The sequence below is a fragment of the Amycolatopsis sp. NBC_01307 genome (genome assembly GCF_035975215.1).
Classification (GTDB): Bacteria; Actinomycetota; Actinomycetes; order Mycobacteriales; family Pseudonocardiaceae; genus Amycolatopsis.
This window is the reverse complement of sequence record NZ_CP108403.1, coordinates 6,667,215-6,684,149: the sequence shown is the minus strand read 5'-3', so window position 1 is coordinate 6,684,149 and position 16,935 is coordinate 6,667,215. Positions and strand designations below refer to the sequence as shown.

Here is a 16,935-nt window from a genome sequence, read left to right as displayed (position 1 = left end):
GGGCCGTGGACGAACTGCGTGACCTCCTGGCCCGGGCCGCCGCGCTGGCCGCGGACCACCGGGACTCCCTGGCCGAGCGGCCGGTGGCGCCGGCCGCCGACGCCGCCGCCCTGCGCGCGGGCTTCGGCGGGCCGCTGCCGACGGACCCGAGCCCGCCGTCCGACGTGCTCGAACACCTCGCGCGGGCCGCCGCGCCCGGGCTGATGGCGACCGCCGGGCCGCGGTTCTTCGGGTTCGTCATCGGCGGGGGACTGCCCGCCGCGACCGCCGCCGACGTCCTCGCCGCGGGCTGGGACCAGAACGCCTTCAACGCCGTGCTCTCACCGGCCGCCGCGGCCGCGGAGGACGCCGCCGGCGGCTGGCTCAAGGAGCTGCTCGGCATCCCGGCCGGCGCGACGGCCGGGTTCGTCACCGGCGGGCAGGCGGCGAACACCGTCGGGCTCACCGCCGCGCGGCACCACGTGCTCGCCGAAGCGGGCTGGGACGCCGAACGCGACGGGCTCTTCGGCGCCCCGCGCGTCCGCGTGGTCGCGAGCGCCGAACGGCACGCGACGATCGACCGCGCGTTGCGGCTGCTGGGCTTCGGCACGAGCGCCGTCGAGGAGGTGGCGGCCGGTCCCCAGGGCGCGATCGACGTCGCCGACCTGGTGCGGGTGCTGGCCGCCGGGACCGGTCCGGCGATCGTCTGCCTGCAGGCGGGCAACGTGAACACCGGCGCGTGCGACGACCTGCGCGCCGCCCGCGAAGCCGCCGGTGACGCCTGGGTGCACGTCGACGGCGCGTTCGGCCTGTGGGCCGCGGCCAACCCGGCCACGGCGGCACTGCTCGACGGCGTCGAGCTGGCCGACTCCTGGGCCTGCGACGGGCACAAGTGGCTCAACGTGCCCTACGACTCGGGGTTCGTCTTCTGCGCCCGGCCGGACGCCCACGCCGCGGCCTTCGCCAACCGCGCGGCCTACCTCGTCGGCGCGGGCGAGGTGGCCGGCATGGGCGACCTCACGCCGGAGTCGTCGCGGCGCGCCCGCGGGTTCGCCGTCTGGGCGGCCCTGCGCGAACTGGGCCGCGACGGCGTGGCCGAGCTCGCCGACCGCTGCTGCCGGCTGGCCCGCCGCTTCGCCGCGGCGCTCGCCGACGGCGGCGCGGAGATCGCCAACGACGTCGTCCTCAACCAGGTCCTGGTGTCCTTCGGCGACGACGCCCGCACCGACGCGCTCGTCACGGCGATCCAGCGCGACGGCACGTGCTGGCTCGGCGGAACCACCTGGCGCGGCCGCCGGTACGTGCGGATTTCGGTGTCGAACTGGTCCACGACGGAGGCCGACGTCGACCGTTCGGCGGCGGCGATCCTGCGGCTGGCCGGACTTGGCCAGGGGCTTCAGTAGCCTTCGCGCACCGAAAGCGGCTCCGATTTCCACGAAATCGTCTTCGCGCCACCGGTCGGCCACGCCGACGAGAGCCGCCGCCGCACGCTGCCGAGCGCGCCCAGTGTGACCAGGTCGACGCCGGAACCCTGCGCTGCCAACGAGTTCACCTCGGTGCCGGTCAACGGCACGATGTCGAAGAACTGGGCGTCCGCGCCGCCGGACCAGTCGACGAACTCGGTGAAGATCGAGGCGAACGCCTGGCCGCATTCCGGACATTCGCGCAGGGAAACGCCGAAGTGCGACTGCTCCACCAAACGGTGGGTTTCCCGGAGCCGGGTCGTGCAGAACGCCATCGCGGTCAATGCGTCTTTGCCGCAACAGCGGGCGCAGCCGAACTCCGTCATGCGGGGATCTTCGCACACGGTGAATCCGCACCCGGCTGCGACACGACCGGGAAATCTGTTCGCCGCCCGCTTTTCGCTCTGTCCGCAGTGGTCTGGACCTGTTAGCCTCAGCCGGTCCGCCCAGCCGGTCCCGAAAGGGCGGTGACCCCCGAAGGGAAAGCCGTGCTCCGCATGAGAAAACGCATCGCCGTGATCGCGCTGGCGCTCGCCGCCGCCGCCGTCGTCGCGCCGCCCGCGGAAGCCGGGCCGGCCCACGGCGGTCAGTCCGACGGCAAGGTGATGGCCTACTTCGCCGACTGGGACGTCTACGCCCGCAACTACCACGTCAAGGACATCGAGACGTCGGGGTCGGCCGCGAAGCTGACCCACATCAACTACGCGTTCGGCAACGTGACCGGCGGCGGCTGCGCGGTCGGCGACCCCTGGGCCGACCACGACATGCCCTACGACGCCGCCGGCAGTGTCAACGGCCAGGCCGACAGCGGCACGCTCCACGGCAGCTTCAACCAGCTCCTGGAGCTGAAGAAGCTGCACCCGAAGCTCAAGGTGATCTGGTCGTTCGGCGGCTGGACCTGGTCGAGCGGCTTCACCGAGGCGGCGAAGAACCCGGCCGCGTTCGCCGAGTCCTGCTACAACCTGGTCAACGACCCGCGCTGGGCCGGCGTCTTCGACGGCATCGACATCGACTGGGAGTACCCCAACGCCTGCGGCCTGAACTGCGACACCAGCGGGCCGAAGGCGTTCACGGGCCTGGTCAAGGCGTTGCGCGCGAAGTTCGGGCACCAGCTCGTCACGGCCGCTATCACCGCGGACGGCTCGCGCAACGGCAAGATCGACGCGAACGACTACGCCGGGGCGAGCCGCTACCTCGACTGGTACAACGTGATGACCTACGACTACTTCGTCGCCGGCGGCAGCCCGGCCGGACCCACCGCGCCGCACTCGCCGCTGCGGTCCTACCCGGGCATCCCGACCGCCGGGTTCTACGCCGACGCGGCCATCCAGAAGCTGCGCCACCAGGGCGTCCCGTCGTCGAAGATGTTGCTGGGCCTCGGGTTCTACGGCCGCGGCTGGGACGGCGTGACGCAGAAGCAGCCGGGCGGCACGGCCACCGGCCCCGCCCCGGGCACCTACGAAGCCGGCGTCGAGGACTACAAGGTCCTCAAGACGACCTGCCCGGCGAACGGGAAGGTCGCGGGCACGGCGTACGCCAAGTGCGGTTCGCAGTGGTGGAGCTACGACACCCCCGAGACCGCGGCGGCCAAGGCGGGGTACGCGAAGTCGCAGGGCCTCGGCGGGGTGTTCGCCTGGGAGCTGTCGGGTGACACGACCAACGCGGAACTGCTGCGGGCCATCTCGTCCGGCCGCTGCTGAAAGCTGGAGGGCCCGGGCGCGAGCCCGCCCGGGTCCTTCGTCCAACTCAATACCGCTCAAGACGGCTGCACTCAAGACGGCTGCGGGAAGCCGTGCCGCCGGGCGCCGAGCACCACGGCGAGCACCGGCACCAGGAGCACGAGCAGCGTCCACGGGAACGCGGTGGGACCGGCGGCGTCGAGCAGGACGCCGCCGGCCACCCCGCCCGCGGCCATCGCGGCGTTCCACAACGTGACGAGCATGGCCTGCGCGTTGTCCGCGGCCTCGCCACCGGCGTTGCCGGCGGCGGTCTGCAGCAGCGTCGGGACGCCGCCCCAGCCGAGGCCCCACAGCGCCACGGCGACGTAGATCAGCGCGGGACTGTCCGCGATCATGAGCGCGGCGGCGACGGCGACCAGGATCGTGCTGAGGATCGTGAGCCGGCGCAGCGCGCGGTCGATCCGGGCGCCGACGATCCCGATGCCCGCCAGCGACGCGACGCCGAAGACCAGCAGGACGACGTCCACCGAGCCGCCGAGCCCGGCGTGGCCGAGGAACGCGGCGACGTAGGTATAGAGCACGGTGTGGGCCAGCACGAACACGAGCGTCACGACCAGGACGGGCGCGACGCCCGGCACGGTGAGCGTGCGCAGCACGGGCAGCCGGCCGCCGCGGGCCTGCCCCGGGTGGTCCGGCACGCCGACGGCGATCCAGGCCAGCAGCACGACGGCGATCGCCGACATCACGCCGAACGCCGAGCGCCAGCCGAACAGGCCGCCCAGGAACGTCCCGGCCGGGATGCCGAGCGACAGCGCGAGCGGGATGCCGGCCATCACGACCGCGATGGCCTTGCCCTCCCGGCCGGCGGGCGCCAGCCGTCGGGCGTACCCGGCCAGCAGCGCCCAGACGACGCCCGCCGCGATCCCGGCGACGAACCGGGCCACCATCGTCAGCGCGTAGTCCGCGGACAGCGCCGTCACGGTGTTGGCGACGGCGAACCCGGCCACGCCGGTGAGCAGCAAACGTTTGCGGGGCCAGGTCGACGTCGCCGCGGCCAGCGGGATCGCGGTGAGGGCGGTGCCGAGCGCGTAGATCGTCACGGCCTGCCCGGCCGCGGACTCGCCGACGCGCAGGCCGGCGCTCATGCCGGGCAGCACGCCCGCGGGCAGGGCCTCGGTGAGCACCGTGACGAAGGCGGCGGTGGTCAGGGCGAGCAGAGCGGGGGTCCTCATGGGGATATGCTCGAACCCTCACATGGATGTGAAGGTCCAGCCCGGCGGACGTGAGGTGGCGCACATGCGGATCGGCGAGCTGTCCGAGCGCACCGGCACGTCCCGGCGGCTGCTGCGGTACTACGAGGAGCAGGGCCTCATCATCGCCTCCCGCGGCTCGAACGGCTACCGCGACTACGACGAGACGACGGTCGACCGCGTGATCCAGGTCCGCGGGCTGCTGGACGCCGGGCTGCCGACGCGGATCATCAAGCAGATCCTGCCGTGCCTGGACAAACCCCGGGCGATCTACTTCCCGGACGCGACCCCGGAGATGCTGGCCACGCTGGAAGCGGAACGCGACCGCATGGCGCGTCGCGCGGAGTGCCTGCTGCGCAACCGCGACGCGATTTCCGGCTACCTGGACGCGGTCCGCGAGTACAACCGCGCCTGACCCGCCGTCCGCTCGCCAAGTCCGTGAATGCCACATCGACGGACACCACGTCCCTCGATGTGGCATTCACGGACCCGCGACGGTGGCCGGGTCGGCCGGGGCGGAGGTCGTCGCCGCGACCCAGTGCAGTGTGTCGGCTTCCGGCCACCAGCCGGCCGGGTCCGGGCGGGGACGGGCGCCCTCCTCACCCCACCAGCGCGGGGGCGCCTCGTCACCCATGTCCCCGACCGTAGGAGAGCCGCGCCGGCCCGCGCACCGGTCGGGTGCGGCCAACGTCCGGTACCGGCCAGCCGGCCGGTGGCCGGTACCGGACACTGACCGAAACCGCCCCTGCCGTCGCCGGCCGGGCGGGCCTAACTTGGCCGGGAGATCCCCGCTCCGGAAGGAAGACCATGATCAAGCGAGTGCTGGCCGGCCTGCTCGCCGCGGCGGCCATCGGCACCCTCGCCGTCCCGGCGGCCGCCGCGGCGCCGGGAACCGGCACGCCGGGGGTCCGGCCGCCCGGGACCGGCTGCGTCTGGATGTGGACCCAGGGCCCGCCGGAGTGCCGGAAGCTCGAGTAGCGCCGGCTCAACCGAGCCAGCCCAGCCGGGTGGCCGCGAACACCGCGGCCACCCGGTTGTCCGCTTGCAATGCCTCCAGCAGCCCCTGGACGTGCCGCCGGACCGTGCGCTCGCTGACGTCGAGGTGCCGCGCGATCGCGCCGTCCGTCATGCCGGTGGCCAGCAGGTCCAGCACCTTCGCCTGGGTCGGGGTGAGGCCGTGACGAGGTTGCGCGCCACCGCCGTCCACCGCGACCGCCTGGCTCCAGACCAGCTCGAACAGCATCCGCAGGGCCGCGACGATCGTCGGGCTGCGGACGAACAGCGCGCCGTCCATGCCGCTCGGGTCCAGCGGGACCAGCGCGGAGTGGTGGTCGGCGACGACCATCTTCATCGGCAGCTCCGGAGCCACCCGCATGGCCCACCCGGCCGCGACGCTGGCGGCCACGACCTCCTTGGCGCCGTCGAACTCCAGGGCCGCGCGCTCGTAGACGTTGCGCAGCCGCACCCCGCGTTCGGTCACCGCGTCCGGCAGCCGCAGCACCGTGCCCGCGTCCGGTTTCCGCTTGAAGTGCCGCGTGGTGAACGTCAGGAACTCCTCGCGCGCGGACAGGCACAGCTCCAGCGACAGCGAGCCGATGCGCTGCGGGTCCGTCAGCACCTCGACGCCCGGGTCGCCGCCGCTGCCGTGCGCCGCGCGGTACACGGCCTGCAGCATGTCCAGCTGCTGGCGCGCCGCGACGATCTGACGCTGCTGCTCCACGAGCCGCTGCTGCGCGCCCAGGATCGCGTGGTCGACGGCGCGCACCGGCTCCATCGGCGCGATCACCGGGTCGTCGCGGTAGTCGCGGCGCACGAAACCCTGGTCGAACAGCTCCCGCATCTCCGGGCTCTCGGCCCGCGGATCGTCCAGCGGCAACGGCCCGGTGCGCACCATCGCGTCGTACAGCGCGCCCGCGCCGGGCGTCAGCAAGCCCTCGAGCATCCGTGCCCCTCCTCCGGCAGCGGCGGGGACGTGGACGGCCGGATCCGGCCGGTGTCCGCTCTGCCACCTACCCCACGCGCCGGACGGCGGAAAGGATTAGGCCGGTCGGGAACTTCGCCGCCGGACCCGTCGAGGGGGCAGGTCCGGCGGCGGACCCGACAGGAGCCGGACAGCGTCGTGCAAGGGGACTGCGGCACGGTGACGCCGTCGTGGCCGGCACGAACCGCCGAGGGGGCGGGTCGTGTTCCCCAGCACGACGACCGCGGACCGGACTGTCGAGGTCCGGTGAGGTGGCGGGGCCGGGCCCGGCCCCGCCACCTCACCAGCGGCGGGACGGGTCGATCACGTGGACGGCCGCTTCCTCCGCCGAGGCCGCGCCGCCGTCGACGCCCGCGTCGGAGGCGTACAGCTCCTCGTCGGTGTCCGCGCCGAAGCCCTCGTCCGAAGCGACGAGCCGGCCCGCGCGGACGTCGCCGACCTCGTCGTCGACCAGTTCGCCGTCGGTGTCCTCGCTGTCGCCCAGGCCGTCATCGTCGGCGTCGTCGGCCAGGTCGGGGACCTCGCGGGCGAGCCGGCCGTCGAGGCTTTCGCCCTCCGCCGTCTCCCGCGCGGTCGTGCCCCAGTCCTCGGTCGCGCGCGTGTGCTCCGGCGGGGAGTAGCCCTCGGCCAGCTCGTCGCGGTCGAGCAGGGTGTCCTCGGGGTCGAGCACGCCGTTGTCGGCGTTGTCTTCGATGTCGTCGTCCATGGACCCCATCTTCGTCCAGCTCCTTGGGCCGCACCCGGTCCGGGTGATATCACGTGCAGGCCGCCGCACGGGCGGTGTTCCGGTGAAAGGTGATTCCCCATGCCGATGAGACGCAGGGTGCTGGCCGCGGGGCTGGCCGGGGTGTTCGGCGCCGCCGTGTCCGGGCGGACCGCGCAGGCCGCGACGGCGACGACCCCGCCGGTGCGGCTCGACCAGCTGAACCTGGTCAACCTGTCGCACGTCAACGACCCCGCGAAGACCAACGTGTTCCCCGGCGATCCGGCGTTCTCGCTGGAAACCATCGCGACCATCCCGGACGACGGCTACTACCTGCAGTTCGTCCGCGAAGGCGAGCACACGGGCACGCACTGGGGCGCGCCCGGCCACTTCAACACCGGTCAGCCCCTCGCCGACGCGATGGACCCGGCGGATCTATTCCGGCCCGCGGTCAAGATCGACATAAGAGCGAAGGCGGCGGCCGACGCGGACTACGGCGTCACGATCGACGACCTCAAGGCCTGGGAGAAGCGCCACGGCCGGATCCCCGACGACGCCGTCGTCGTGCTCTGGACCGGCTGGGACGCCAAGTGGGGCACCCCGGCCTACCCGAACACCGGCGCCGACGGCGTGCTGCACCAGCCCGGGTTCTCGATCCCGGCGGTCAAGTGGCTGATCGACACCGGACGGCTGGGCCGCCAGGGCGGCACGGGCACCGACACGTTCAGCCCGGACGTCGGCACCGACGAGACGTACACCGTGTCCAAGCTGGTCTACCAGCGCCACCGGATCAGCCTGGAGATCCTGGCGAACCTGAAGGCGCTGCCGACGACGGGCGCGTGGGTGCTGGCGGGCGGCCCGATCAACCGCAGGGGCGCGGGCTCGACGGCGACGATCTTCGGCGTGCTCCCGCCGGGCGTGCACGCGGACTGAGCCGGTCGTGAGTGTTTAGGGCGGTTAGAACCGCCCTAAACACTCACGACAAGCCGCGGTAGACCCGGGTCAGCTCGCCGAGAGCGGCGCGGCGCCCGAGAGGCGCAACGCCGACAGCGGCGCCGGGCGGCCGAAGCGGTAGCCCTGGGCCGTCGTGCAGCCCGCCCGGGTGATCAGCTCGGCCTGCTCGGCCGTCTCGATGCCTTCCGCGACGACCGCGAGGTCGAGGTCGGCGCACAGCCCGACCAGCGAGCGGCACAGGGCGGCGTCGCGCTCCGGCTGGATGCCCGTCGTCAGGGCGCGGTCCAGCTTGATCAGGTCGACCGGCAGCGCGTGCAGCACGGTCAGCGAGCTGTACCCGGCCCCGAAGTCGTCGAGCGCCACCCGGACGCCGAGGGCCTGCAGCCGCCGGATCGCGTCGGCGCCGGCCGCGAGGTCCGGCACCGGCACCGTCTCGGTGATCTCGACGACGAGGCGGTCCGCCGGCAGGCCGTACCGGGCCAGGCTCGCGCTGACGCTCTGCTCGAGCGTGGCCGCGCCGAGCCGGCTGGCGCAGACGTTGACGTGCACCGTCAGGTCCAGCCCGGCCGCGGTGATCTCGCGGCAGGCCAGGTCCAGCACCAGCGCGTCCAGCTCGGCCCCGAGGCCGGCGCCTTCGACCGCGCGGACGAACGTCTCGGGCGAGACCGGCGTGCCGTCCGGGGCGCTCCAGCGGGCCAGCGCTTCGACGGCCACCGGTGTCTCGTCGGCGAGCCGCACGATCGGCTGGAACACCAGCCCGAAGCCCTCCGGGACGCCGCCGGCCGCGCGGCGCAGCGCCGACGGGAAGTCCGGCGGACCGTCCTGCGACGGCCGGTAGACCACGGTCGTGTCCTTGCCGAGGCGCTTGCCCGCGTACATCGACGTGTCCGCGCGGCCCAGCAGCACGTCGGAGGTGACCAGCGGCTCGGCCGGGTCCGGCACGACCAGGCCCATGCTCGCCCGCACCACGACCAGCGTGCCGTGCACCGAGAACGGCCGGCGCAGCGCGCCGCGAATCCGGTCCGCGACCGCTTGCGGCGCCTCGACTTCGCCTTCGAGCAGGATCGCGAACTCGTCGCCGCCGAGGCGCGCGACGGTGTCGGTCGAGCGGACGCAGCTCAGCAGCCGCTGCGCGACGCCGTGCAGCAGGAGGTCACCGCCGGCGTGCCCGAACCGGTCGTTGACCTCCTTGAAGTCGTCGAGGTCGACGAAGATCAGCACGAGCGGGCGGTGGTCCCCGGTGGCTTCCGCGCCGTCGGCGACGGCCCGGTCGAGCCGGTCGCCGAACAACGCGCGGTTGGCCAGCCCGGTGAGCGGGTCGTGGTAGGCCTGGTGGGTCAGCTGCTGCTGGCCCTCGTACACCCGCCGCAGCAGCAACCGGTTGTCCAGCACGGAAAGCAGCTGCCGGGCGAGCACCAGGAACACCACGAGCACGCCGACGAACACCTCGACGCCGTCCGGCCCGGCCCCGGCCACCAGCTGCGCGGTGATCAGCAGCGCCACGGCCGTGACCGGGATGTAGGGCAGCGCCAGCTGCCACCAGTCGACGCCGCCGGACTGGCCCGCGTCGTCGCGCCGGCGCGCGTTCGGCGTCGCCAGCAGCGCGAACGCGATGAACATCGGGCCGAGCACGAACCCCGCGTCGGCCCACGGCTTCATGCTTTCGGCGCCGATGCTGACGAGGTAGGCGAACACGCTGTCGGAGCAGGCGAGCGCGACGATCCCGACGGCCAGCAGCAGCAGGTTCGCGCGGTAGGGCCGGTCCACCCGGTCGAACACCACCAGCAGCACCGCGACGACCACGATGACCAGGTCCGACAGCGGGTAGGCGATGGCCACGGCCCACGAGCCCGCGTCCGGCGCGGTCGCCCGGACCAGCTGCCCGAGCGCCGCGGTCCAGGTCAGGATGAACAGCGAGCCGGTGACGACCAGGCCGTCGAGCACCACCGCGATGCCGAAGTGCGCGGTCCACTGCGCGGGCTGCCAGCGTTCGCGGTCCGGCCGGATCCGCGCCCGGGCCAGGGTGAACAACGCCGCGAGCGCGAAGACCGGGAAGCTCAGGTAGCCGACGTCGGCCAGCGACGGCGACGGCAGGCCCCGGCCGTCGACCAGCTGGAACCAGGACCAGACGCACTGCCCGAGCGACCAGCCGGCCATGCCGAGCGCGACGAGCAGCCGCCACCAGCGCTGGTGCCCGCGGAAGCGGCGGGCGACCAGGCAGCCGCAGAAGACCGCGGCGACCCCGGCGCTCAGCTGCATGGCGTCGTCGATCCACAACGCGAAGGTATCGCCCCAGAACGCGAACCCGTTGCCGGCGATCAGCGCCGCCGTGACGACGACGAGCACGATCGCCACCGGGTACCGCCGCACTGTCATGGCACCTCACGTGGTCAAACCCGGTCAGTCGAACTGAGAAACACTACACCGGGCACGACCGGGAACCGGCTCACCGCACCGGCACCATCAGGCGATGTCACGCCGGTGGAGCAGCCACCCGCCGAGCACGGCGAACCCGGCCAGGTACCCCGCGATCACCACGGTGGCCTGCCCGGACCCGACGATCTGCCCGACCCCGGGGGCACTCGCCCCGAACGACGCCGCGAGCGCGCCGGCGTTCGGCCCGGGCAGCACCTTCTGCAGCTCGGCGACCCACGTCAGCAGCGGCGCGGCGACCGAGGCGAGCAGGTTCTGCACAGCCAGCAGCCACACCAGGCCCAGCCCGATCGGCAGCGCGACCGAGCGCAGGCCGATGGCCAGCAGCACGCCGAGCGCGCCCCACATGGCCGTCACCAGCCAGCCGGCGCCGAGGCCCAGCAGGACGTCGGACGCGCTCGGCCAGACGAGCGCCTGGCCCTGCAGTGAGGCGACGAGCGCACTCGCGCCCGCGGTCGCCGCGAACAGCGTGAGCACCGTGGCGAGTGCCGCCGCCGTGACGACGACCAGCTTCGCGCCGAAGACCGTGACGCGCGAAGGGTTCTGCACCAGCACGGTCTTCCACGTGCCGAAGCCGTATTCGCTGCCCGCGACGAGCACGCCGAAGATCAGCGCGAGCGCGCCGACGAAGATCGGCAGCCCGCCCAGCGCGCTGCCGACGAAGGCATCCGGCAGCATCGCGCTCAGCCCGCGGCCGGCGCCGGGCCCGCCGGCCGCCGGGGCCCCGCCCAGGCCCGCGTAGGGGACGGCGTAGCCGAAGGTCAGCGTCAGCACGACGGCGACGGCCAGCAGCAGCCAGCTCGCGGGCCGGCGCGCCTGCTTCAGGAGCTCGGCTCGGATGTCACGCGGCATCGGGGGTACCTCCGGTCAGGGCGAGGAACGTCTGTTCCAGGTCGGGTTCGCGCCAGCGCAGCTCGCTGACGTCGAGGCCGGCGCCGACGAGCGCCGCGTTGATCCGCCCGGCCTCACCGGGGTCGACGTCGAGCTCGAGCGCGGCGCCGTCGGCGTGGACGCGGTCCGCGCCGAGCAGCCGGCCGAGGTGCGCGCGGGCCTGGTCGAGCGGCCCGGCGACGACGCGCAGCGCGCCACCCGCCCGCAGGTCCGGCACGGTCGTCTCGGCGACGAGCCGGCCGTGGTCGAGCACGCCGACGCGGTCGCAGATCTGCTCGACCTCGGCCAGCAGGTGGCTCGAGAGCAGCACGGTGCAGCCGTCCGCGGCGAGCTTGCGCAGCGTGACGCGCATGTCGGCCATCCCGGCCGGGTCGAGGCCGTTGGTCGGCTCGTCGAGCACCACCAGTTCGGGCACCTTCAGCAGCGCGGCGGCGAGGCCGAGCCGCTGCTTCATGCCGAGCGAGTACGTCGCGTACTTGTCCTTCGCCCGGTCGGTCAGGGTGACGACGTCGAGCACGGCGTCGACGCGGCTGCGCGGGACGCCGGCGTGGTCGGCGAGGACCCGCAGGTTCGCCCGGCCCGACAGGTACGGGTAGAAGGCGGGGCCTTCGATCAGCGCGCCGACGCGGGCGAGGCTGGCCGGGCCCGGTTCGGCGCCGAAGAGCCGGACGCGGCCGGACGTCGGCCGGATCAGGCCGAGCAGCATCCGCAGCGTCGTCGTCTTGCCGGCGCCGTTCGGGCCGAGGAAGCCGTAGACCTCACCGGCGCGCACCGACAGGTTCAGCTCCGTCACCGCGGCGGCCGGTCCGTAGCGTTTGGTCAGGGCGATCGTTTCGACGGGCAGGTTCACGGGTCTCCTTGCCTTTCCGGGTGAGGCCCCACGGCTTGAAGACCGAGAGGACGCTGGCGAACAGCAACAGGCTGGGGGCGACGATCACGGGGTAGAGCAGGCCGGCCGGGTCGCCTTCGGGCGGCACTCCCGCGGCGAGCTGACGGCCGTACCCGGCCGCGTCGTAGAGCCCCGGGCGCAGCGCGAAGAGGATCAGCAGCGCCATCACGACGTTCACCGCCAGCTTCACGGCCACCCACCAGTAGCGGACGAGGCCGTACTTCGTGCCGAGGCCGAGCACGACGCCGGTGCCGAGCGTGAGGAGCGCGGCGATCAGCATCGGCCACACGGCGAACAGCTCCAGCGCCTGCAGGCTCGTGGCGACGACGGCGGGGTCGCCGGAGATCAGCGCGGTGGCGACGAGGATGCCGAGGACCGCGTCGATCCCGATCCACGCGCCCCCCGAGACGATGTGGGCCACCAGGTACCACTTGCGGGCCCGGGCGCCGAGACGGCGTGTCATGGTCCCTCCTTTCGCTGCCCCCATCCTCGGGATCCGGGCCGCCGGGGGCGTCCCCCGGCGTACGGCACTTGGGCCTACGGCAGCGCGCGTACCCGGCTACGTCCGGTGTGGTGTGCCGGCCGGTTCTCCGGCCGCGTCCCGGGTGCCCCGATAGACTGAGTCCGGCACGCAGGACGAACCGGCAGGTGGTGCAGGTGACGCAGGCGAAGGAGCGGACCCGGGAGCGCATCTCCCGCAGCGGGGTGGACAAGTTCACCGAGCGGCGGGCGCAGCTGGCCGGGTCTGCGCTGCGGACGCTCGCCGAGCTCGGTTACGCGCGCACGAGCCTGCGGGAGATCGCCCAGAACTCGGAGTTCTCGCACGGCGTGCTGCACTACTACTTCGCCGACAAGGTGGACCTGCTCACCCACTGCGTCCGCCAGTTCGAGGAAGTCTGCGTCACCCGCTACGACGAGATCGTGGCCCGCGCCCGCACGGCCGAAGAGCTGAAGCGCGACTTCGCGGCGGCGATGGCCGCCACCCTGCGCGCGGACGCGAAGATGCACCGCCTCTGGTACGACCTGCGCAACCAGAGCCTGTTCGAGGAGTCGTTCCGCGCGGACGTCCTCGAGATCGACCGCCGCCGCGAAGAGATGATCTGGCACGTGGTGACGCGCTACGCGGACCTCGCGAAGACCCCGGTGGAGGTCCCGGCCCCGGTCGCGTACGCGTTGTTCGACGGCCTGTTCCAGCAGGCCCTGCTACGGCACCTGGCCGGCGCACCCGACGTCCCGGAGGAGCTGGAAAGCGCCGTCCCGTCGGTGCTGACCCGGATCGTGGCCGGCTAGCGCCTCGCCCGGCTGCTCGTGCTCCGCGGCGCGGGCACGAGAACGGCGATCAGGTGGTCAGGCCCGGGTTGCCCCAGCCGAGTTCCGGCAGGCCGTTCGACAGGCCGCCCGCGATCCGCGCGCCCGCCGGCAGTGGTGACCCGGTCGTGTCGGGCCGGTAGGCCAGTGGCCGGTCCGGCCGGAGTCCGCGGCGTCGTCGAGGACGCCGGCCGCGGTCTCGAACCTCCGGTACTTCCGCCCGAGGTCGTACTCGACGACGCCGCGGGGTTCGCCGCAGAACATCGAGCAGCGGTAGGCGATGCCGTGCCCGTAGTGCGTGCCGTCGATGCGCACGGCGGAAAGCCGGACGTCCGGTCCTTTCGAGACCGGGTTCAGTTCGGTGGTGAGCAGCAGTCGGCCACCTGGAACTGCCGGACCACGAAGTGGGTCGTCGAGTACGGGTTGAGGAACCGCGGGATCTCGTCGACCGCCCGGCCGGGGAGCACGACCGGCAGGATCCGCGCGGTGTACTCGTCGATGTCGCCGGTCACCTGGTCCCGCAGCACCGCGCCCTCGAACCGCGCACCCCGGCCGACGTGGGGCGGCTCCTCGCCGTCGGTGTGCACCTCGAGGCCGACGCGCCGGTGGAGGAACTCGGCGAACCGGCGCACGAGCGTCTTGTGGTCCTCGTCGTCGTGCGAATACGACACGAAGACCCGGGGGCGGCTCGGCATGACCCCGGAGCCGGCGGGTCCGGAGCCGCCGTTACGCCGGCCGGACGCGGGTTTCGCCGACCACGACCGGGTCGAGGCCGGGGTGGTTCTCGTCCGCCTGCGCCCAGTACCCCGCCGCCTCCGAAGCCGCGCCGCGGGCGGCCGCGACGTTGCCGAGGCCGGTGTACGCCCGCGCGGCTTCGTGGTCGCTCTCGCACGCCTCCGCCCGCGCCGCCGCTTCGCGGTAGGCCGCCGCGGCGAGGTCGAGCTCGCCGGTGTGGAACCGGGCCCAGCCCAGGCAGTTGAGCGCGAGCACGGCGTCGAGGTCCAGGCCGAGCTCGTCGAACACGCCCAGCGTGGCCGCCGCGAGTTCCGCCGCCTCCGCGGCTTCGCCGAGCGCGACGCGCACCAGCGCGATGCCGCGTTCGGTGATGGCGGCGTTGCGGCGGCTGCCGGTCTGGACGTAGAACTCCAGCGCCGTCCCGAAATCGCGCAGGGCCGCTTGGTGTTCGCCGCGGTAGTGGTCGGTCCAGGCGTGGTGCGCGAGCGCGGTGCTCTCGCCGTGGCGGTCACCGATCGCGCGGTACTCCCGGAGCGCTTCGCGGTAGCACTCGGACGCGCCGTCGAGGTCGCCCCGGTCGATCAGGGCGATCCCGAGGTTCGCCGTCGTGGTCGCCAGCGCCCACCGGTCGCCCGCCGCTTCGGCCGCCGCGCGGGCCCAGCGGTGCGTCGCGATCCACTCGTCCCACAGCTTCGCCAGGAAGAAGTAGCCGCGCAGGAAGAACGCCAGCTGCCAGCACCGCTCGTGCTCGCCGAGCTCGCCGGCCCGGCGGCACAGCGCGACGAGGTTCGGCCACTCGGCGCGGAACCACGCGACGCCGTCCAGCGGCCCCGGCTCGGGCAGGCCGCCGGGGTAGGTGACCACCGGCCGGTAGCGCTGCGGGGCCAGCAGCCGGTCGGCCCGTTCGGCGTCCCGCACGGCGAACGCCGCGAGCTGCCGGAAGGCCGCCTGCCGCTCCTCGGGCTCGAGGGCGGCTTCGCCGGTCTCGACGGCGAAGGCGCGGAGGAGGTCGTGGAAGCCGTAGCGGTCGGCGGCGGGCTGGGTGACCAGGTAGGCGTCGTGCAGCCGGTCGAGCAGCCGGTCGGTCTCCCGCGGGGCGAGCCCGGCCAGCGCGCTCGCCGCGCGGACGTCGAGGTCGTGGCCGGGGTGCAGCGAGAGCAGGCCGAACAGCCGGGCCTCGGCGTCGCTGAGCTGACGCGCCGACAGCCGGAAGGCCGCGGACAGGCTGCGCTCGCCGTCGTCGAGCTCGCCGAGCCGGTCGGCTTCGACGGCCAGCCGGCGGTCCAGCTCGGCCACGTCCCACGCCGGGTGGGCGCGCAGCCGGGCCGCGGCGATCCGGACGGCGAGCGGGAGCCGCCCGCAGCGGTCGGCGACGCGGGCGGCGTCGGCGGCGTCCGCGCCGGTGAGCGCGGTGAAGAGCGCGGCCGCCGCGCCGGCGGGCAGGACGTCGAGCGAGACGTGCCGGGCCTCGTCGAGCGCGCTCAGCCGCGACCGGCTGGTCACCAGCACCCGGCACTTCGGCTCGGCCGGCAGCAGCGGCCGCACCTGCGCCGCGTCGGCCGCGTTGTCGAGCACCAGCAGCAGGCTGCGCCCGCGCAGCCGGGAGCGGTAGAGCGCGGCGCGGTCGTCCGGGTCGGCCGGGATCCGCTCGGCGGGCACGCCGAGCACCCGCAGCAGCCGGTCGTGCAGGGCCGCCGGGTCGACCGGCGTCTCGCCGTGCCCGCGCAGGTCGACGAACAGGCAGCCGTCGGCGAACACCGCTTCGAGCCGGTGCGCGCAGCGGACGGCCAGCGCCGTCTTGCCGACCCCGCCCATCCCGGAGATCACGCAGACGCCGTTTTCGGCTTCCAGCGCGTCGCGCACCGCCTGTAGCTCCGGGGTGCGGCCGGTGAAGTCGCCGGTGGCGGGCGGCAGCCCGGACGCGCGGACGTCGGGGCGGGTGCGCCGTCGCGCGGGTTCGCGGGGGAGCAGCGCGGTCAGCGCCCCGGGCGCGTCCAGCTCGGCCTCGCACAGCGCGGCGAGTGCGGGATTCGGTGTGGTCAGCCCGGTTTCCACTTTGCTCAGATAACCCTTGCTGTAGTGGACCCGGTCCGCGAGGCCGGTCAGGGAGAGCCCGGCCGCCCGGCGCAGGCGCCGTAGTTCCGCGCCGAACGTCGCTCGTTCGTTCATCAGTACCCACCCTCGTCGCAGGAGCATTATGACGGCGCCGGAGCGTCGCCGGGGGTGGCCGGCCGGGTTCCGGGGCCCGGCCGGCCGCTGTGCGCACAGCCCGTGTTCGTCACGCATGGCCCCGTCCTCAGCCGAAGACGACGGTCAGCAGGGCGAGGATCAGCCCGATCGCGTGGGTCTGCATGGTTGGCGCACCTCCTCTCGGCGGGCGAAGACCAGGGAGGCGGCCCGGCCACCGGAGTGGTGAAAACGCACCGGCAACCGTCATTTCGACTCCTTCGACAGTGCGCACCAGGGCAGCACTCGGCGCGGGGTTCACCCCGTGGTCTTCGGTTTTTTGCCGCGGAATCGCCGCGGCCCGCCAAGAATGCGGCCGCCCGGAACGGCCCGGCAAGGAGTTTCCCGTTTCCCACAAGGAGAGGAAAGGAAACTGCGGCATAACGATCCGTATGTCGTGCCATGATCGACTGGACAGCGGCCGCGGGGCTGACGAGTATTGAC

The 16,935-nt window shown here is 73.7% G+C and carries 18 protein-coding genes; 6 read left to right on the top strand and 12 right to left on the bottom strand.

Annotation, left to right across the window (positions count from 1 at the left end):
• The first annotated feature begins 14 nt into the window (after positions 1-14).
• Complete coding sequence (locus OG439_RS28715; RefSeq protein ID WP_326951634.1) at positions 15-1,382, top strand: pyridoxal phosphate-dependent decarboxylase family protein; 1,368 nt, start codon at positions 15-17, stop codon at positions 1,380-1,382.
• Here OG439_RS28715 and OG439_RS28710 read toward each other — a convergent pair.
• Positions 1,376-1,768 carry a hypothetical protein gene (locus OG439_RS28710; RefSeq protein WP_326943920.1) on the bottom strand — a complete coding sequence of 131 codons (393 nt, stop codon included), beginning with the start codon at positions 1,766-1,768 and terminating at the stop codon, positions 1,376-1,378. The genes OG439_RS28715 and OG439_RS28710 overlap by 7 nt on opposite strands.
• A gap of 171 nt (positions 1,769-1,939) precedes the next feature.
• Between OG439_RS28710 and OG439_RS28705 the strand changes: the two genes are divergently transcribed.
• Positions 1,940-3,142, top strand: coding sequence for a glycoside hydrolase family 18 protein (locus OG439_RS28705; protein ID WP_442788288.1), 1,203 nt, complete (start codon positions 1,940-1,942; stop codon positions 3,140-3,142).
• Between the two features lie 71 nt (positions 3,143-3,213).
• On the opposite strand, the gene OG439_RS28700 is transcribed toward OG439_RS28705, so the two are convergent.
• Positions 3,214-4,353 (bottom strand): MFS transporter, encoded by a 1,140-nt coding sequence (locus OG439_RS28700; RefSeq protein WP_326943918.1) that lies wholly within the window; start codon positions 4,351-4,353, stop codon positions 3,214-3,216.
• A 64-nt stretch (positions 4,354-4,417) separates the two neighbouring features.
• Here OG439_RS28700 and OG439_RS28695 point away from each other — a divergent pair, with 64 nt between their 5' ends.
• Entirely contained in the window at positions 4,418-4,786 is a 369-nt protein-coding gene (locus OG439_RS28695; RefSeq protein ID WP_326951633.1) for a MerR family transcriptional regulator, read from the top strand.
• Between the two features lie 66 nt (positions 4,787-4,852).
• Here the strand turns inward: OG439_RS28695 and OG439_RS28690 are convergent, their stop codons facing one another.
• A complete protein-coding gene (locus tag OG439_RS28690) occupies positions 4,853-5,005 on the bottom strand; it encodes a hypothetical protein (protein WP_326943917.1) in 153 nt (50 codons plus the stop codon).
• 173 nt (positions 5,006-5,178) lie between these two features.
• Here OG439_RS28690 and OG439_RS28685 point away from each other — a divergent pair, with 173 nt between their 5' ends.
• Positions 5,179-5,349: a hypothetical protein gene (locus OG439_RS28685; RefSeq protein ID WP_326943916.1), complete on the top strand. Its 171-nt coding sequence runs from the start codon at positions 5,179-5,181 to the stop codon at positions 5,347-5,349.
• A 7-nt stretch (positions 5,350-5,356) separates the two neighbouring features.
• Here the strand turns inward: OG439_RS28685 and OG439_RS28680 are convergent, their stop codons facing one another.
• Positions 5,357-6,313 (bottom strand): helix-turn-helix transcriptional regulator, encoded by a 957-nt coding sequence (locus tag OG439_RS28680; protein ID WP_247056616.1) that lies wholly within the window; start codon positions 6,311-6,313, stop codon positions 5,357-5,359.
• A gap of 319 nt (positions 6,314-6,632) precedes the next feature.
• On the bottom strand, positions 6,633-7,058 hold the full coding sequence (locus OG439_RS28675) for a DUF5709 domain-containing protein (RefSeq protein WP_247056613.1): 426 nt from the start codon (positions 7,056-7,058) through the stop codon (positions 6,633-6,635).
• 99 nt (positions 7,059-7,157) lie between these two features.
• On the opposite strand from OG439_RS28675, the gene OG439_RS28670 reads away from it, so the two are divergent.
• Complete coding sequence (locus tag OG439_RS28670) at positions 7,158-7,988, top strand: cyclase family protein (protein WP_326943915.1); 831 nt, start codon at positions 7,158-7,160, stop codon at positions 7,986-7,988.
• 69 nt (positions 7,989-8,057) lie between these two features.
• Here OG439_RS28670 and OG439_RS28665 read toward each other — a convergent pair whose 3' ends face one another.
• The 4 genes from OG439_RS28665 to OG439_RS28650 all read right to left on the bottom strand — a co-directional run bounded on the left by OG439_RS28665 (position 8,058) and on the right by OG439_RS28650 (position 12,685).
• Positions 8,058-10,385, bottom strand: coding sequence for a putative bifunctional diguanylate cyclase/phosphodiesterase (locus tag OG439_RS28665; RefSeq protein ID WP_326943914.1), 2,328 nt, complete (start codon positions 10,383-10,385; stop codon positions 8,058-8,060).
• Between the two features lie 87 nt (positions 10,386-10,472).
• A complete protein-coding gene (locus OG439_RS28660; RefSeq protein ID WP_326943913.1) occupies positions 10,473-11,294 on the bottom strand; it encodes an ABC transporter permease in 822 nt (273 codons plus the stop codon).
• The gene (locus tag OG439_RS28655; RefSeq protein ID WP_326943912.1) at positions 11,284-12,183 is read right to left on the bottom strand and encodes an ABC transporter ATP-binding protein; all 900 of its coding nucleotides are present in this window, start codon (positions 12,181-12,183) and stop codon (positions 11,284-11,286) included. The genes OG439_RS28660 and OG439_RS28655 overlap by 11 nt, the downstream gene beginning before the upstream one ends.
• Positions 12,092-12,685 carry a hypothetical protein gene (locus tag OG439_RS28650; RefSeq protein WP_326943911.1) on the bottom strand — a complete coding sequence of 198 codons (594 nt, stop codon included), beginning with the start codon at positions 12,683-12,685 and terminating at the stop codon, positions 12,092-12,094. Before OG439_RS28650 ends, OG439_RS28655 begins: the two co-directional genes overlap by 92 nt.
• A gap of 194 nt (positions 12,686-12,879) precedes the next feature.
• On the opposite strand from OG439_RS28650, the gene OG439_RS28645 reads away from it, so the two are divergent.
• Positions 12,880-13,512 carry a TetR/AcrR family transcriptional regulator gene (locus OG439_RS28645; protein ID WP_326943910.1) on the top strand — a complete coding sequence of 211 codons (633 nt, stop codon included), beginning with the start codon at positions 12,880-12,882 and terminating at the stop codon, positions 13,510-13,512.
• 57 nt (positions 13,513-13,569) lie between these two features.
• Here OG439_RS28645 and OG439_RS28640 read toward each other — a convergent pair whose 3' ends face one another.
• From OG439_RS28640 to OG439_RS28630, 3 genes are read right to left on the bottom strand one after another with little or no spacing between them, the layout of a single operon-like run.
• Positions 13,570-13,845 carry a hypothetical protein gene (locus OG439_RS28640; protein WP_326943909.1) on the bottom strand — a complete coding sequence of 92 codons (276 nt, stop codon included), beginning with the start codon at positions 13,843-13,845 and terminating at the stop codon, positions 13,570-13,572.
• A gap of 38 nt (positions 13,846-13,883) precedes the next feature.
• Positions 13,884-14,225, bottom strand: a complete 342-nt coding sequence (locus OG439_RS28635; protein WP_326943908.1) for an SEFIR domain-containing protein — start codon at positions 14,223-14,225, stop codon at positions 13,884-13,886.
• 31 nt (positions 14,226-14,256) lie between these two features.
• Complete coding sequence (locus OG439_RS28630; RefSeq protein ID WP_326943907.1) at positions 14,257-16,434, bottom strand: ATP-binding protein; 2,178 nt, start codon at positions 16,432-16,434, stop codon at positions 14,257-14,259.
• Between the last annotated feature and the right edge of the window lie 501 nt (positions 16,435-16,935).

Excerpts from the sequence above, each read along its gene's own strand:
- OG439_RS28710 (WP_326943920.1), bottom strand. The coding sequence starts at position 1,768 with ATGACGGAGTTCGGCTGCGCCCGCTGTTGCGGCAAAGACGCATTGACC.
- OG439_RS28705 (WP_442788288.1), top strand. The coding sequence starts at position 1,940 with ATGAGAAAACGCATCGCCGTGATCGCGCTGGCGCTCGCCGCCGCCGCC.
- OG439_RS28700 (WP_326943918.1), bottom strand. The coding sequence starts at position 4,353 with ATGAGGACCCCCGCTCTGCTCGCCCTGACCACCGCCGCCTTCGTCACG.
- OG439_RS28695 (WP_326951633.1), top strand. The coding sequence starts at position 4,418 with ATGCGGATCGGCGAGCTGTCCGAGCGCACCGGCACGTCCCGGCGGCTG.
- OG439_RS28690 (WP_326943917.1), bottom strand. The coding sequence starts at position 5,005 with ATGGGTGACGAGGCGCCCCCGCGCTGGTGGGGTGAGGAGGGCGCCCGT.
- OG439_RS28685 (WP_326943916.1), top strand. The coding sequence starts at position 5,179 with ATGATCAAGCGAGTGCTGGCCGGCCTGCTCGCCGCGGCGGCCATCGGC.
- OG439_RS28680 (WP_247056616.1), bottom strand. The coding sequence starts at position 6,313 with ATGCTCGAGGGCTTGCTGACGCCCGGCGCGGGCGCGCTGTACGACGCG.
- OG439_RS28675 (WP_247056613.1), bottom strand. The coding sequence starts at position 7,058 with ATGGACGACGACATCGAAGACAACGCCGACAACGGCGTGCTCGACCCC.
- OG439_RS28670 (WP_326943915.1), top strand. The coding sequence starts at position 7,158 with ATGCCGATGAGACGCAGGGTGCTGGCCGCGGGGCTGGCCGGGGTGTTC.
- OG439_RS28665 (WP_326943914.1), bottom strand. The coding sequence starts at position 10,385 with ATGACAGTGCGGCGGTACCCGGTGGCGATCGTGCTCGTCGTCGTCACG.
- OG439_RS28660 (WP_326943913.1), bottom strand. The coding sequence starts at position 11,294 with ATGCCGCGTGACATCCGAGCCGAGCTCCTGAAGCAGGCGCGCCGGCCC.
- OG439_RS28650 (WP_326943911.1), bottom strand. The coding sequence starts at position 12,685 with ATGACACGCCGTCTCGGCGCCCGGGCCCGCAAGTGGTACCTGGTGGCC.
- OG439_RS28635 (WP_326943908.1), bottom strand. The coding sequence starts at position 14,225 with ATGCCGAGCCGCCCCCGGGTCTTCGTGTCGTATTCGCACGACGACGAG.
- OG439_RS28630 (WP_326943907.1), bottom strand. The coding sequence starts at position 16,434 with ATGAACGAACGAGCGACGTTCGGCGCGGAACTACGGCGCCTGCGCCGG.